The following is a 13,876-nucleotide window of genomic DNA, read 5'->3' as shown; positions in this document are numbered from 1 at the left end:
GGGTCGGCGCGGCCCCTATCGGTAGGGCGCATCGGCTTCAAGGTTCGCGGCAATCGCCCGCTCCCACTTGTCGCCGTTGGCCAGCAGTTTCGCCTTGTCGTAGAGCAGTTCCTCGCGCGTTTCGGTCGCGTATTCGAAGTTCGGCCCCTCGACGATCGCATCCACCGGGCAGGCTTCCTGGCAGAACCCGCAATAGATGCACTTGGTCATGTCGATATCGTAACGCGTCGTGCGGCGGCTGCCGTCTTCGCGCGGTTCGCTCTCGATCGTGATCGCCTGCGCCGGGCACACCGCCTCGCACAGCTTGCAGGCGATGCAGCGCTCTTCCCCGTTGGGATAGCGACGCAGCGCGTGTTCGCCGCGGAACCGCGGGCTGATCGGGTTCTTCTCGAACGGGTAGTTGATCGTCGCCTTGGGCTTGAAGAAATACTTCAGCGTGAGGGCATGGGCCTTCACGAATTCCCACAGGGTGAACGACTTTATGAGATGGGCGACGCTCATGCGGCGACTCCGTAACGGGTAAGCATCAGCCAGCCGCTCACCAGCACGATGAACAGGAGGCTCAGCGGCAGGAAGACCTTCCAGCCCAGGCGCATCAGCTGGTCATAACGGAAGCGCGGAACGGTGGCCTTCACCCAGCTGAAGATGAAGAAGAACATGAAGATCTTGGCGAAGAGCCAGATCCAGCCCGGGATGTCGAACCACGGGATCAGGTCCACGTTCAGCGGGGGCAGCCAGCCGCCGAAGAACAGGATCGCGTTGAGCGCGCACATCAGCAGGACATTGGCATATTCGCCCAGCCAGAAGAGCGCGAAGCTCATGCTCGAATACTCGGTCTGGTAACCGGCCACGAGCTCGCTCTCCGCCTCGGTCAGGTCGAACGGCGCGCGCGCCGTCTCGGCCAGGGCGGAGATCAGGAACATGACCCAGATCGGGAACAGCAGCGGGTTGAAGAAGAACCCGTTGACGATCCCCAGCCCATGGCCGCGCTGCGCCTCGATGATGCCGTTCATGTTGCTCGTGCCCGCCCACAGGATCACGCAGACGAGGAGGAACCCGATCGAGACCTCGTAACTGATCATCTGTGCCGCAGCGCGCATGGCGGAAAAGAACGGGTATTTCGAGTTCGAGGCCCAGCCGGAAACGACCACGCCGTAAACCCCGAGCGAGCTGATCGCGAGCACGTAGAGCAGGCCGATGTTGATGTCGGCCAGCACCGCCTCGGGCCCGAAGGGAATGACCGCCCAGGCGAGCAGCGCGACGGTGAACGTCACGATCGGCGCGATCAGGAACAGGCCCTTGTTCGCGGCCGAGGGGATGATCGTCTCCTGCAGGAAGACCTTGAGCCCGTCGGCAAAGCTTTGCAGCAGGCCGAACGGGCCGACAACGTTGGGTCCGCGACGCAGCGCGATCGCGGCCCAGACCTTGCGGTCGACGTAGATGATCATCGCGACGGCCAGCATCAGCGGCAGCGCGATCAGCAGGATGCCGGCGACCGTGGCGACGAACCACGCCCACTCGTAATTCATGCCGAGCGATTGGAAGAACGCGGTCATTCCGCCGCCTCCAGAATCTCTTCACCCCGGGCCAGCTCGGCCGAGCACCGCTGCATCACGGCGCTGGCTCGGGCGATCGGGTTGGTCAGGTAGAAGTCCGCGACCGGATAGGAAATCGTGCCCCCCTTGCCCTTGCCGCCTTTCGCGGCCTTGGGCAGCGGGCCGAGATCGGCCAGGCCCTCGACACCCAGCGCGGGGACCTCCGCGATCATCGCGGATTGCAGTTCGGCGAAGCTGTCGAAGCCGACCTCCACCCCCAGGGCGTCGGCCAACGCGCGCAGGATCGTCCAGTCCTCGCGCGCGTCACCCGGCGCGAAGACCGCCTTCTCGGCGAACTGCACGCGCCCTTCGGTGTTGACGTACGTGCCGTCCTTCTCGGCATAGGTCGCGCCCGGCAGGATGATGTCGGCCGCGTGCGCGCCCTTGTCGCCGTGATGGCCGATATAGACCTTGAGGCTCTTGTCGAATGCCGACCAGTCGACCTCGTCCGCGCCAAGCGCGAGGACCACCTTGGGTTCGGCCTTCGCCACCTCGGCCATACCGCCCTTCTGCGCGTAGCCGAGCATGAGCCCGCCCATGCGCGCGGCGGCGGTGTGGAGGACGTTGAAGCCGTTCCACCCTTCCCGGCTCCAGCCCTGGGCAAGCGCGAGAGCCGGCTCGAACGCGCCCGCGGCGAGGCCGCCGGCCCCGACGATCACGGCCGGGCGTTCGGCCTTGTCGAATACCTCGGCGACTTCCGCCGGAAGATTGCCGAGAACGCTCACGTCCTCGCCCAGGAACTCGGCCGGATAAGTCGTTTCCCACTGCGGGCCGACCACGAAGACTTTCGCCCCGCGCCTGGCCGCCTTGCGCAGCCGCACGTTGACCAGCGCCGCCTCGTGCCGGACCTGGCTGCCCACGATCAGGATCGCATCGGCCGTCTCGATCCCGGCGAAGGTGGAATTGAACGCCATCGCGGCCAGGTTGTCGGCCGGGTAGTCCATCCCCGTCTGCCGCCCTTCGAGCAGGCCCGACCCCATCGCGCCGAGCAGCTTCCTGGCCGCGAACATCGTCTCGCAATCGACCAGGTCGCCGGCGATCGCCGCGATGCTCTTGCCCGGCTTGGCGCGGGCAATGGCCTTGAACGCCTCTTCCCAGGTGGCCTGTTGCAGCTTGCCGCGCTTGCGGATCCAGACCTTGTCGAGCCGGCGGCGGGTCAGGCCGTCGACCATGTAACGGCCCTTGTCCGACAGCCATTCCTCGTTGACGTCGTCGTTGATGCGGGGCAGCGCGCGCATGACCTCGCGCCCGCGGCTGTCGAGCCGGATGTTCGCGCCCACCGCGTCGCTGACGTCGATGGAAAGCGTCTTCTTCAGCTCCCACGGCCGCGCCTCGAACGCATAGGGGCGGCTGGTCAGCGCGCCGACCGGGCACAGGTCGATCACGTTGGCAGAAAGCTCGTGCTGGGCCGCCTGCTCGAGGTAGGTCGTGATCTGCATGTCCTCGCCGCGATAGAGCGCGCCGATCTCGTCCACCCCGGCGACCTCTTCGGAGAAGCGCACGCAGCGGGTGCAGTGGATGCAGCGGGTCATGATCGTCTTGATCAGCGGGCCCATGTACTTCTCGGTCACCGCGCGCTTGTTCTCGTGATAGCGCGAGCCGCCGCGGCCATAGGCGACCGCCTGGTCCTGCAGGTCGCACTCGCCGCCCTGGTCGCAGATCGGGCAGTCGAGCGGATGGTTGATGAGCAGGAACTCCATCACGCCTTCGCGCGCGGTCTTGACCATCTGGCTGTCGGTGCGGATTTCCTGCCCCTCGGTCGCCGGCAGCGCGCAGCTCGCCTGCGGCTTGGGCGGCCCGGGCTTCACTTCGACCAGGCACATCCGGCAATTGCCGGCGATGCTGAGCCGTTCGTGATAGCAGAAACGCGGAATCTCCTTCCCCGCCAGCTCGCACGCCTGCAACACGGTCGCGCCGTCGGGGACCTCGATTTCCTGACCGTCTACGGTGACTTTAGGCATTATTCCGCGGCCTCCGCGAATTTCGCGTTGTGTTCTTCGATCCTGCGCTCCAGCTCGGGGCGGAAGTGGCGGATGAGGCCCTGGATCGGCCAGGCCGCCGCGTCGCCCAGCGCGCAGATGGTGTGCCCTTCGACCTGCTTGGTCACCTGGTGCAGCATGTCGATTTCCTCGATCGCGGCATCGCCGGTGCGCAGGCGCTCCATCACGCGCCACATCCACCCGGTGCCCTCGCGGCAGGGGGTGCACTGGCCGCAGCTCTCGTGCTTGTAGAAATAGCTGATCCGGCTGATCGCGCGGACCACGTCGGTGGACTTGTCCATCACGATCACGCCCGCCGTGCCGAGGCCCGAGCCGAGCTCCTTCAGCCCGTCGAAATCCATCGGCGCGTCCATGATCTGCTCTGCCGGCACCAGCGGCACCGACGAGCCGCCGGGGATGACGGCGAGCAGGTTGTCCCACCCGCCGCGAATGCCGCCGCAATGCTTCTCGATCAGCTCGCGGAACGGGATGCTCATCGCTTCCTCGACCACGCAGGGTTTTTCGACATGGCCGGAAATCTGGAACAGCTTGGTGCCCGCGTTGTTCTCGCGCCCGAAGCCGGAGAACCAGCTCGCGCCGCGCCGCAGGATCGTGGGGACGACGGCAATCGATTCCACGTTGTTGACCGTGGTCGGGCAGCCATAGAGGCCGGCCCCGGCCGGGAACGGCGGCTTCAGGCGCGGCTGCCCCTTCTTGCCTTCGAGGCTCTCGATCATCGCGGTTTCTTCACCGCAGATATAGGCGCCGGCGCCGCGGTGCATGAACACGTCGAAATCGTATCCGCTGCCGCTGGCGTTCTTGCCGATCAGACCGGCGTCATAGGCCTCGTCGATTGCCGCCTGCAGCGTCTCCGCCTCGCGGATGAACTCGCCGCGGATGTAGATATAGGCCGCGCGCGCGCGCATCGCGAAACCGGCGCAGAGCGCGCCTTCGATCAGCTTGTGCGGATCGTGCCGGATGATCTCGCGGTCCTTGCACGATCCGGGTTCGGATTCGTCGGCGTTGATCACCAGGAAGCTGGGCCGGCCGTCCTTGCTTTCCTTGGGCATGAACGACCACTTGAGACCGGTCGGGAAGCCGGCTCCGCCACGCCCGCGCAGGCCCGAGGCCTTGATCTCCTCGATGATCGAATCCTGCCCGCGCGCGATCAGCGACTTGGTGTCGTCCCAGTCACCGCGCGCCTGCGCCGCCTTCAGGCCCCAGTCCTGGAAGCCGTAAAGGTTGGTGAAAATGCGATCCTTGTCAGCGAGACTCACGCGAAACCTCCCTGCGAAACGAACCAGACCGCCGCGACGACGATCAGCGCGATCGCGCCGAACTTCACCAGGCCGACGAGAACCTTCCACGCGATAAACACCAGGATCAGCGCGACGATGATGGCGACGATATCCATTACCACTCGCCCCGGTAATCGTGGTTCGCCTCGACCATTTCCTTCAGCGTGGTCGGCCCGCCGAGCGGCTCGCTGGTATGGCGGCCGGGCTCCTGCGTGCCGGTCTTGGGCTGCTCGCCCCGGGCGAGCGCGTCGAGAATGGTATCGAGCCGCTCCGGCGTCAAATCCTCGTAATTGTCGTCGTTGATCTGGACCATCGGCGCGGTCGCGCAATTGCCCATGCATTCGACCTCGGTGAGGGTCCACAGGCCGTCTTCCGACACCGCGCCCTTCTTCATGCCGCGCTTCTTGCAGGTTTCGAACAGGCCGTCGGAGCCGCGCAGCATGCAGGGCGTCGTCCCGCAGACCTGCACGTGGTACTTACCGACCGGCTTCAGGTTGTACATGAAATAGAAGGTCGCGACCTCGAGCACGCGGATCACCGGCATGTCGAGATAGCGCGCGACGTATTCGATCACCGGCAGCGGCAGCCAGCCCTGCGTATCGGTTTCCTCGCCCACCTGGCGCTGCGCAAGGTCGAGCAGCGGCATCACGGCGGAGCGCTGTCGTCCCTCGGGATAACGCGCAATCGCCTTGTCCGCCTTCGCCTTGTAGTCCGCCGTGAATTCGAACGATCCCCAGCGCTCGCGCAGCTCGGGGGTGTCGGGTGCGGGGGTGCGGTCGGCCATTAGCGGTCACACTCCCCGAAGACGACGTCGATGGCGCCGAGGATGGCGGTGGCATCGGGCAGCATGTGGCCTTTCGACATGAAATCCATTGCCTGAAGATGGCTGAAGGCCGTCGGGCGGATCTTGCAGCGATAGGGTTTGTTCGACCCGTCGCTGACCAGGTACACGCCGAATTCGCCCTTGGGGCTCTCGGTCGCGACGTAGACTTCGCCCGCGGGCACGTGGAAGCCCTCGGTATAGAGCTTGAAGTGGTGGATCAGCGCTTCCATCGACTGCTTCATCTCACCGCGCCTGGGCGGGGAGACCTTGCCGTCGGTGCTGGCGACCGGCCCTTCGGGCATTTCGGCCAGGCACTGCTTGATGATCTTCGCGCTTTCGTAGACTTCCTTCACCCGCACCATGAACCGGTCGTAGCAGTCCGAATTGGTGCCGACGGGAATCTCGAAATCCATCCGGTCGTAGACGTCGTAGGGCTGCGACTTGCGCAGATCCCACGGGATGCCGGCGGCCCGGATCAGCGGGCCGGAGAAACCCCAGCGCAGCGCGTCTTCCTTGCTGACCACCGCGATATCGACGTTGCGCTGCTTGAAGATGCGGTTGTCGAGCACGAGGCTCATCGCGTCGCCGAACAGTTCGGGCAGGCGCCCCTCGACCCAGTCGCCGATGTCGGTCAGCAGCTTCAGCGGCACGTCCTGGTGGACGCCGCCGGGGCGGAACCACGCGCTGTGCATCCGCGCGCCAGAGGCCCGCTCGAAGAAGTTCATGCAGTCTTCGCGCAGCTCGAACACCCACAGGTTGGGGGTCATCGCGCCCACGTCCATCACGTGCGCGCCGATGTTCAGCATGTGGTTCGAAATGCGCGTCAGCTCCGCGAACAGGACCCGCAGATACTGGGCGCGCAGCGGCACCTCGAGGTTAAGGAGCTTCTCGATCGCGAGGACGTAGCTGTGTTCCTGACACAGCGGCGAGCAGTAATCGAGCCGGTCGAAATAGGGCAGAGCCTGGAGGTAGGTCTTGTGCTCGATCAGTTTCTCGGTGCCGCGGTGGAGCAGGCCGACATGCGGATCGATCCGTTCGATGATCTCGCCGTCGAGCTCCATCACCATGCGCAGCACGCCGTGCGCGGCAGGGTGCTGCGGCCCGAAGTTGATCGTGTAGTTGGAGATCACCTCGCCTTCGGTGGTCGGCGAGCTCTCGGCTACGAGGCCGCTCATTCGCCCTTCTCCTTCGGCTCTGTCGCGGACTTGGTCTCGCTCGTCCCGCCTTCGCGCGCCGGGCGATCGGCACGGTCTTCGGTCGGCTCCGGAGCGGTCTCGTCGATCGCGGTATCGTCTTCGGCCGGCGGACCGGCACTGACCTTGTCGGCGGCTTCCTCGTCGGCCTTCGCCCCGGCGCCGGTCTCGCCCGGCTTGCCGGTCGTCTTCGGCTCGGCGACCGGCGGGGTGGCGGCCTTTTCGTCGCCGGGCAGGACGTAGTCCGCCCCTTCCCACGGGCTCATGAAATCGAACTGGCGCAAGTCCTGCGGCAGGTCGACCGGTTCGTAGACCACGCGCTTTTCCTCCTCGGAATAGCGCAGCTCGTGGTACCCGGTGAGCGGGAAATCCTTGCGAAACGGATGCCCTTCGAACCCGTAGTCGGTGAGGATGCGGCGCAAGTCGGTGTTGCCTTCGAACAGCACGCCGTAGAGGTCGAACACCTCGCGTTCGAGCCACCCGGCATTGGGCCACAGCGTCGTCACCGTCGGCACCGGCGTCTTTTCCGAGGCGGTGACTTTCACCATGACCCGGTGATTGCGCGTGACGCTGAGCAGCATGTAGACGACTTCGAACCGCTCGGCCCGCTGGGGATAGTCGACCCCGGCGATTTCCATCAGCTGCTGGTATTCATGCTCGTCGCGCAGCAGGCGCAGCGCGTCCTCGATCGAATCGCGCTTCACGGTCAGCAGGATCTCGCCATGCTCCTCGTGCGCATCGACGAGCATCGCGCCGAGCGCCGCGGACAGCGCGTCCTTCACGCCTTCGTTGGAGGCGAACCTGGGGGCGGAATGGAGAACGGTCATTGTCGGGCAATCACCTTTCGATCGTCCCTTCGCGCCGGATCTTCCGCTGCAGCTGCATCACGCCGTACAGCAGCGCCTCCGCAGTCGGCGGGCACCCGGGGACATAGATATCGACCGGCACGATCCGGTCGCAGCCACGCACGACGGAATAGCTGTAGTGGTAGTAACCGCCGCCATTGGCGCAGCTGCCCATCGAGATGACGTATTTCGGGTCCGACATCTGGTCGTAGACCTTGCGCAGCGCCGGGGCCATCTTGTTGCACAGCGTGCCGGCGACGATCATCACGTCGCTCTGCCGCGGGCTGGCGCGCGGGGCGACGCCGAAACGCTCCATGTCGTAACGCGGCATGTTGACGTGGATCATTTCGACCGCGCAGCAGGCGAGGCCGAAAGTCATCCACCAGAGCGAGCCGGTGCGCGCCCACTGGAACAGCTCCTCGGTGCTGGTGACGAGGAAGCCCTTGTCGTTCACCTCGGTCTGCAGCGCGCGGAAATAGTCCGCGTCGGGCTGGCGTACCTCGCCGGGGCGGGCTGCGGGTGTGACTTGGTTCATAACTTATTCCCAATCCAGCGCGCCGGACTTCCATTCGTAGACGAAGCCGACGGTCAGGATGCCGAGGAAGATCATCATCCCGATCCACGCGGACCAGCCGAGATCGAACACCGTGACGGCCCAGGGAAACAGGAAGGCCGCCTCGAGATCGAAGATGATGAACAGGATCGCGACGAGGTAGAATCGCACGTCGAACTGGCTGCGCGGATCCTCGAACGCGGGAAAGCCGCACTCGTACTCGCTCAGCTTCTCCGCATCGGGGTTGTGCGCCCCGGTCAGGCGCGCGACGCCCATCGGCAGGAACACGAACAGGGCCGAGAGTCCCAGCGCGATGATCAGGAAGATCAGGATCGGAAGATATTGGCTCAGGTCGACCACGATTGTTCCTTGAGCGGTTTTCCCAGGGGCGATTCCCGCGAGGCGGATATTTCGCGCCCGCCTCTAGGCCCGTCGCGCGAGTGGCGCAAGGGCGCGGAAATGCGAACCTTTCGCAATAAAATGGGCCCGGCGCGGGCCGCCCGCCGGGGCGCCTATTTCATCAGGCCGCGAACCGCCTTTTCGGTCGCCGGGCCATAGGGCGGCTTGAACCCGCCGAGCTTGGCCACGTCGATCTTCGGCTGGGTATAGACGGCGCGCGCATGGCTGAACTCGCGGAAGCCCTCGACCCCGTGGTAGGCGCCGATCCCGCTGGGCCCCACGCCCCCGAACGGCAGGTCTTCCATCGAGACATGGAAGATCACGTCGTTCACCGTCACCCCGCCCGAAATCGTGCGCGTCAGCACCTCTTCGCGCTCGCCGGGGTCGCCCCCGAAGTAGTAGAGGCCGAGCGGCCGGTCGCGATCGTTGACGTAATCGATCGCCTCGCCGATCTCGCGGTATGTCCTGACCGGCAGGACGGGGCCGAAAATCTCCTCCTGCATCGCCTGCATCTCGTCGGTCACGTTGCGCAGGATCGTCAGCGGCATCTTGCGGGCATTGGTGTTCGAGAAATCTTCCTTGCCGGGATTGACCTCGATCACCTCGGCGCCCTTGTCCCGGGCATCCTCGACCATGGCCTTGAGCCGGTCGAAATGGCGATCGGTCACGACCGAGGCATAGTCGTCGTTCTCAAGCAGGGTCGGGTACATCCGGTGGACGCCCAGCTCGACCGCGGCGATCGCCGCATCCTCCTGGTCGTGCGGGACGTACATGTAATCGGGCGCGAGGCAGATCTGGCCCGCGTTCATCATCTTGCCCATCGCGATTCGTTCGCCCGCGCGCTCCAGGTCGGCCCCGCGCCCAAGAAAGACCGGCGACTTGCCGCCCAGTTCCAGCGTGACCGGGCACAGGTTCCGCGCGGCGGCCTCCATCACCTTGCGTCCGGTGGCGGTCGAGCCGGTGAAGACGAGGTGATCGAAAGGCAGCGAGGAGAATTCCTGCGCCACCTCCGGCCCGCCGGTCACGAAGGCGACCTCGCGCTCGTCGAAATATTTCGCGCAGAGCTCCGCCGAAAGCGCGGACGTGCGCTCGGTGAACTCGCTCGGCTTGATCATCGCCCGGTTGCCCGCGGCCAGCACCTGCATCAACGGGCCGAAGCTCAGGTTGACCGGGAAGTTCCACGGGCTGAGGATGCCGACGACGCCCTTGGGCTCGTATCGCAGTTCCGCCTTCGCGCCGAGCAGGCCGAGCGGGAACTGCACGTGCCGTTTCTCGCTCCGCGCCCACTTTTCGAGGTGCTTCAGGCAGTACTTGCCGAAGGCGACGGTGCCGGCGATGTCGGTGATCATCGACTGGTGCGGGCTGCGATTGCCGAAATCGGCGCTCATCGCCTGGCACAGGGCATCCGCGTTCTCCTTGAGGAGCGCGATGGCCCGCCCGATCCGGTCGCGCCGCAGGTCGAGGCCTTCGGGCCTCGCCAGGGTAAAGGCCTCGCGCTGCTTCTGCAGAAGCTCGCGCAGCGCGGTCTTGTCCTGCTGGCTCATCGATATCTCTCCCAATCGTCTCGGCCCAGTCATCCGGCCCATTCGTTTCGCTTTGCCACCGAATGTCCACCACCCGGCCCCTCTTGGCAAGCGCTGCCGGGCATTTGCCTTTGCCGCAGTGCAACATTAGGTAGCACGCCGATAAGGACTTCCAGCGAAAGGCATTGTTTCCATGGCCCAGTTTTCCGCCAACGATCCCGTCGTCATTCTTTCCTACGCCCGCACACCGATGGGCGGAATGCAGGGGGCGCTGGCACCGGTCAGCGCGACCGAGCTCGGCGCAACCGCGGTCAAGGCCTCGGTCGAGCGGGCCGGCGTGGCCGGCGACGATATCGATCGCATCTACATGGGCTGCGTCCTGCCCGCGGGCCTGGGCCAGGCCCCGGCGCGCCAGGCGGCGATCAAGGCGGGCCTGCCCAAGTCGGTCCAGGCGACCACGGTCAACAAGGTCTGCGGCAGCGGAATGCAGACCGTGATCATGGGCGCCGAAGCGCTTGCCGCCGGGACGATCGACGTGGTCGTCGCGGGCGGGATGGAAAGCATGACGAACGCCCCCTACCTGCTGAAGAAGCACCGGTCGGGCGCGCGGATCGGCCACGACACGGCTTACGACCACATGTTCCTCGACGGGCTGGAAGATGCCTACGAGGAAGGCCGGGCGATGGGCACTTTCGCCCAGTCCACCGCGAACGATTACCAGATGTCGCGCGAGGAGATGGACGATTACGCCATCGAATCGCTGCGCCGGGCCAATGCCGCGATCGACAGCGGCGCCTTCGCGGACGAGATCGTTCCGGTTTCCTTCACCACCCGCGCGGGCGAAACGGTGGTCGATACCGACGAGCAGCCCGGCCGCGGCAAGCCGGACAAGATCCCGACCCTGAAGCCCGCCTTCGCGAAAGACGGCACGATCACGGCCGCCACCTCCAGCTCGATCTCCGACGGTGCGGCCGCGGTGGTCCTCGCGCGCGAGAGCGTGGCCGCGGCGAAGGGGGTGGAGCCGGTCGCCCGGATCGTGGCCATGGCCGCCCATGCCCAGGAACCGGCGCAGTTCACGGTGGCACCGATCGGCGCGATCCAGAAGGTGCTCGACAAGTCCGGCTGGTCGGTTGACGAGGTGGACCTGTGGGAAGTGAACGAGGCCTTCGCCTGCGTCGCGATGTTCGCCATGCGCGACATCGGGATCCCGCACGACAGGATCAACATCAACGGCGGGGGAACCGCGCTGGGCCATCCGATCGGCGCCAGCGGGACGCGGATCCTGGTAACCCTGCTGAACGCGCTCAAGCGCCAGGGCAAGAAGCGAGGCGTGGCCTCGCTCTGCATCGGGGGCGGTGAAGCCACCGCCGTCGCGGTAGAACTGGCCTGAGCCACCGGGGGACAAGCGCGCCGGTGCCGTTTGCCGCCGCGGTTCGAGCGGAGTATCATCGCCCGACCTCCACGAGATAAGGAGTTCTGGGAGATGAGAAATATCGTTCTGACCGCGGCCGTCGCGGCACTGTGCGCCTGTTCCGGACAAGGGGACGAAACGCCCGCCGACGCGCCTGCTGCCGATACCGCCGCGGCCCCTGCCGCCGGCAGCGGCACTGCCGCCCTCGCCAGCGACGATGCGGCCGGGGATTACGAGGTGACCTGGGCCGACGGCACGGTGACCACCACCACGATCAATGCCGACGGCACTTACGTCGACACGATGGACGGGGAAGAGACGGCGCGCGGCAGCTGGGTGGTCAGGGACGACCGGAACTGCCTGACGCCCGAAGGCGGGGCCGAGCTGTGCTGGACCGACAGCCCGCCGGCGGAAGACGGCAGCTGGACCGCCACGGCCGAAGACGGGACGACGGTGACCGTGGCCCGCAAGACGGCTGACGACGGGGTCTGAACGGGTCGGCGCAGGCCGCCGGCCGCCCGACTGCCAAGCCGATCATCGCATGGGAACATCGCATGGAAGCAGGGGCGGCCGCGTGCCGCCCCTCGTTTCCGGCCATCGTTCCGGCCCGTCGTTTCTGGCCTTCGTTTCTGGCCTTCGTCTCTGGCGCCCGGGCCGGCGGCCAGTGTCAGGGTTCGCCCGCGCCCCAGAGCCGTTCGGCCCTGATCCAGCCGACCCGCCCGGCGACATCGAAGCGGCACCACCCGGCCTCGCATTCGCCGAGCTTGCCGACCACGCCGGGCTCGGCATTCCATTTCAGCTGCGCGTTGTCGGCCGGCGCCTCGCGCAGCGCGGCGAGGCCTTCGCCGACGACGATCGCCCCCCGCCTCGCGCTGAGCAGGCGGGCGACGACCCACCCCTGGGCGCCGTCGGGATCGCGGATCAGCCGCCAGCCGTCGATCACGCGGACGACTTTCACCGGCAGCCCTTCGCGGCGATAGACCCACTCGATCCTGTAATTGACGCTCGGGCCGACGCGCATGTTCAGCTCGCTCGTATCGATCGTCGCCCAGTAGGGCACCTCCCGCTCCTGCCCGAAGGCGGGTGAAGCTCCGGCGATAAATGCCGCGAAAAGAACGATAAACAGCCTATGCATGCGCGACGTCCATAAATCGTGACGGGGGCGGTCATCAAGGGACCTTGAACGCCGCTTGACCGCGAGGCCCCCGGCGTCCTAGCGCGAAGGCATGGAAAAGGCGGGATCGGACTCGAACCGGCGCGTCGCGGGCAAGCCGCGCGTGATCGTGACACGACATCTCCTTCCCTCGGTCGAAGCCCGGATGGAGGAGCTGTTCGACGTCCGGCTCAACCGCGAAGACACGCCGATGTCCCGCGACGACCTGGCCGCCGCCATGCACGAATGCGACGTGCTGGTCCCCACCGTCACGGACCGGATCGACGCGGAACTGATCGCGGGGGCCGGCGACCGGCTGGGCCTGATCGCCAGCTTCGGTGCCGGCACCGATCATATCGACCTGGCCGCCGCGGCCGCGCGCAGAATCATGGTCACCAATACCCCGGGCGTCTTCACCGACGACACCGCGGATCTCACCATGGCGCTGATCATCGGTGTGCCGCGCCGACTGCGCGAAGGCACGGCCCTGATCCGGCGCGAACGCTGGACCGGCTGGGCCCCCTCGGCCATGCTGGGCCGCAAGCTTGGCGGCAAGGTCCTGGGCATCGTGGGCATGGGGCGGATCGGACAGGCCGTGGCCTCGCGGGCCCGCGCCTTCGGTCTCGAAATCCGCTATCACAATCGCCACCGCCTGCCCGAGGCGGTCGAAACGATGTTCGGCGCCCGCTTCGAGGAAGATCTTGACCGCCTCCTGGCCGAAGCGGACATCGTCTCCCTGCACTGCCCGGCAACCCCGCAGACGCAGGGGCTGGTCGATGCCCGCCGCATCGCGCTGATGAAACCGGGCGCGGCCCTGATCAATACGGCGCGCGCCTCGCTGGTCGATTACGAGGCCATGATCGACGCCCTGGAAAGCGGCCACCTCGGCGGGGCCGGCCTCGACGTCTTCCCGCACGAACCGAAAGTCGATGCCCGGCTGGTCGCCCTGCCCAACGTTATCGCCCAGCCGCATATCGGCAGCGCGACGGTGGAGGGGCGGGAGGCTTCGGGCGAGAAAGTCATCGCCAATATCCGCTTCTGGGCCGACGGGCACCGACCGCCCGACCAGGTACTCGAAGCATTGGTATGACGCCGGGAGGGTAT

At 66.3% G+C, this 13,876-nt stretch carries 15 protein-coding genes; 3 read left to right on the top strand and 12 right to left on the bottom strand.

Annotated elements, in window-relative coordinates:
* Positions 1-15: 15 nt before the first annotated feature.
* The 11 genes from nuoI to GRI72_RS02340 all read right to left on the bottom strand — a co-directional run bounded on the left by nuoI (position 16) and on the right by GRI72_RS02340 (position 10,229).
* The gene (nuoI, locus tag GRI72_RS02385) at positions 16-501 is read right to left on the bottom strand and encodes an NADH-quinone oxidoreductase subunit NuoI (protein ID WP_160732312.1); all 486 of its coding nucleotides are present in this window, start codon (positions 499-501) and stop codon (positions 16-18) included.
* On the bottom strand, positions 498-1,556 hold the full coding sequence (nuoH, locus tag GRI72_RS02380) for an NADH-quinone oxidoreductase subunit NuoH (protein WP_160732311.1): 1,059 nt from the start codon (positions 1,554-1,556) through the stop codon (positions 498-500). Before nuoH ends, nuoI begins: the two co-directional genes overlap by 4 nt.
* Entirely contained in the window at positions 1,553-3,556 is a 2,004-nt protein-coding gene (nuoG, locus tag GRI72_RS02375; protein WP_160732310.1) for an NADH-quinone oxidoreductase subunit NuoG, read from the bottom strand. Before nuoG ends, nuoH begins: the two co-directional genes overlap by 4 nt.
* A complete protein-coding gene (nuoF, locus tag GRI72_RS02370) occupies positions 3,556-4,851 on the bottom strand; it encodes an NADH-quinone oxidoreductase subunit NuoF (RefSeq protein ID WP_160732309.1) in 1,296 nt (431 codons plus the stop codon). The genes nuoG and nuoF overlap by 1 nt, the downstream gene beginning before the upstream one ends.
* Entirely contained in the window at positions 4,848-4,988 is a 141-nt protein-coding gene (locus tag GRI72_RS14530; RefSeq protein ID WP_202388881.1) for a hypothetical protein, read from the bottom strand. The genes nuoF and GRI72_RS14530 overlap by 4 nt, the downstream gene beginning before the upstream one ends.
* Positions 4,988-5,656, bottom strand: a complete 669-nt coding sequence (gene nuoE / locus GRI72_RS02365) for an NADH-quinone oxidoreductase subunit NuoE (protein WP_160732308.1) — start codon at positions 5,654-5,656, stop codon at positions 4,988-4,990. Before nuoE ends, GRI72_RS14530 begins: the two co-directional genes overlap by 1 nt.
* On the bottom strand, positions 5,656-6,870 hold the full coding sequence (locus GRI72_RS02360) for an NADH-quinone oxidoreductase subunit D (RefSeq protein WP_160732307.1): 1,215 nt from the start codon (positions 6,868-6,870) through the stop codon (positions 5,656-5,658). The genes nuoE and GRI72_RS02360 overlap by 1 nt, the downstream gene beginning before the upstream one ends.
* On the bottom strand, positions 6,867-7,715 hold the full coding sequence (locus tag GRI72_RS02355) for an NADH-quinone oxidoreductase subunit C (protein ID WP_160732306.1): 849 nt from the start codon (positions 7,713-7,715) through the stop codon (positions 6,867-6,869). The genes GRI72_RS02360 and GRI72_RS02355 overlap by 4 nt, the downstream gene beginning before the upstream one ends.
* Before the next feature lie 10 nt (positions 7,716-7,725).
* On the bottom strand, positions 7,726-8,268 hold the full coding sequence (locus GRI72_RS02350; RefSeq protein ID WP_160732305.1) for a NuoB/complex I 20 kDa subunit family protein: 543 nt from the start codon (positions 8,266-8,268) through the stop codon (positions 7,726-7,728).
* A 3-nt stretch (positions 8,269-8,271) separates the two neighbouring features.
* Positions 8,272-8,646: an NADH-quinone oxidoreductase subunit A gene (locus GRI72_RS02345; protein WP_160732304.1), complete on the bottom strand. Its 375-nt coding sequence runs from the start codon at positions 8,644-8,646 to the stop codon at positions 8,272-8,274.
* 152 nt (positions 8,647-8,798) lie between these two features.
* Positions 8,799-10,229, bottom strand: a complete 1,431-nt coding sequence (locus tag GRI72_RS02340; RefSeq protein ID WP_160732303.1) for a coniferyl aldehyde dehydrogenase — start codon at positions 10,227-10,229, stop codon at positions 8,799-8,801.
* Positions 10,230-10,401: 172 nt separating this feature from the next.
* On the opposite strand from GRI72_RS02340, the gene GRI72_RS02335 reads away from it, so the two are divergent.
* Both GRI72_RS02335 and GRI72_RS02330 read left to right on the top strand, forming a co-directional pair.
* Positions 10,402-11,598, top strand: coding sequence for a thiolase family protein (locus GRI72_RS02335; RefSeq protein ID WP_160732302.1), 1,197 nt, complete (start codon positions 10,402-10,404; stop codon positions 11,596-11,598).
* Positions 11,599-11,691: 93 nt separating this feature from the next.
* Positions 11,692-12,111: a hypothetical protein gene (locus GRI72_RS02330; protein ID WP_160732301.1), complete on the top strand. Its 420-nt coding sequence runs from the start codon at positions 11,692-11,694 to the stop codon at positions 12,109-12,111.
* Positions 12,112-12,286: 175 nt separating this feature from the next.
* On the opposite strand, the gene GRI72_RS02325 is transcribed toward GRI72_RS02330, so the two are convergent.
* Positions 12,287-12,754: an SH3 domain-containing protein gene (locus tag GRI72_RS02325; RefSeq protein WP_160732300.1), complete on the bottom strand. Its 468-nt coding sequence runs from the start codon at positions 12,752-12,754 to the stop codon at positions 12,287-12,289.
* Positions 12,755-12,845: 91 nt separating this feature from the next.
* Here GRI72_RS02325 and GRI72_RS02320 point away from each other — a divergent pair, with 91 nt between their 5' ends.
* Positions 12,846-13,862: a 2-hydroxyacid dehydrogenase gene (locus GRI72_RS02320; protein WP_160732299.1), complete on the top strand. Its 1,017-nt coding sequence runs from the start codon at positions 12,846-12,848 to the stop codon at positions 13,860-13,862.
* Positions 13,863-13,876: the final 14 nt, after the last annotated feature.

This window comes from Pelagerythrobacter marinus (assembly GCF_009827515.1).
Taxonomy (GTDB): Bacteria; Pseudomonadota; Alphaproteobacteria; order Sphingomonadales; family Sphingomonadaceae; genus Pelagerythrobacter; species Pelagerythrobacter marinus.
This window is presented reverse-complemented; position numbering and strand designations above follow the sequence as displayed.

Coding starts and splice junctions, on each gene's coding strand:
- nuoI (WP_160732312.1), bottom strand. CDS start 501: ATGAGCGTCGCCCATCTCATAAAGTCGTTCACCCTGTGGGAATTCGTG.
- nuoH (WP_160732311.1), bottom strand. CDS start 1,556: ATGACCGCGTTCTTCCAATCGCTCGGCATGAATTACGAGTGGGCGTGG.
- nuoG (WP_160732310.1), bottom strand. CDS start 3,556: ATGCCTAAAGTCACCGTAGACGGTCAGGAAATCGAGGTCCCCGACGGC.
- GRI72_RS14530 (WP_202388881.1), bottom strand. CDS start 4,988: ATGGATATCGTCGCCATCATCGTCGCGCTGATCCTGGTGTTTATCGCG.
- nuoE (WP_160732308.1), bottom strand. CDS start 5,656: ATGGCCGACCGCACCCCCGCACCCGACACCCCCGAGCTGCGCGAGCGC.
- GRI72_RS02360 (WP_160732307.1), bottom strand. CDS start 6,870: ATGAGCGGCCTCGTAGCCGAGAGCTCGCCGACCACCGAAGGCGAGGTG.
- GRI72_RS02355 (WP_160732306.1), bottom strand. CDS start 7,715: ATGACCGTTCTCCATTCCGCCCCCAGGTTCGCCTCCAACGAAGGCGTG.
- GRI72_RS02350 (WP_160732305.1), bottom strand. CDS start 8,268: ATGAACCAAGTCACACCCGCAGCCCGCCCCGGCGAGGTACGCCAGCCC.
- GRI72_RS02340 (WP_160732303.1), bottom strand. CDS start 10,229: ATGAGCCAGCAGGACAAGACCGCGCTGCGCGAGCTTCTGCAGAAGCAG.
- GRI72_RS02335 (WP_160732302.1), top strand. CDS start 10,402: ATGGCCCAGTTTTCCGCCAACGATCCCGTCGTCATTCTTTCCTACGCC.
- GRI72_RS02330 (WP_160732301.1), top strand. CDS start 11,692: ATGAGAAATATCGTTCTGACCGCGGCCGTCGCGGCACTGTGCGCCTGT.
- GRI72_RS02325 (WP_160732300.1), bottom strand. CDS start 12,754: ATGCATAGGCTGTTTATCGTTCTTTTCGCGGCATTTATCGCCGGAGCT.
- GRI72_RS02320 (WP_160732299.1), top strand. CDS start 12,846: ATGGAAAAGGCGGGATCGGACTCGAACCGGCGCGTCGCGGGCAAGCCG.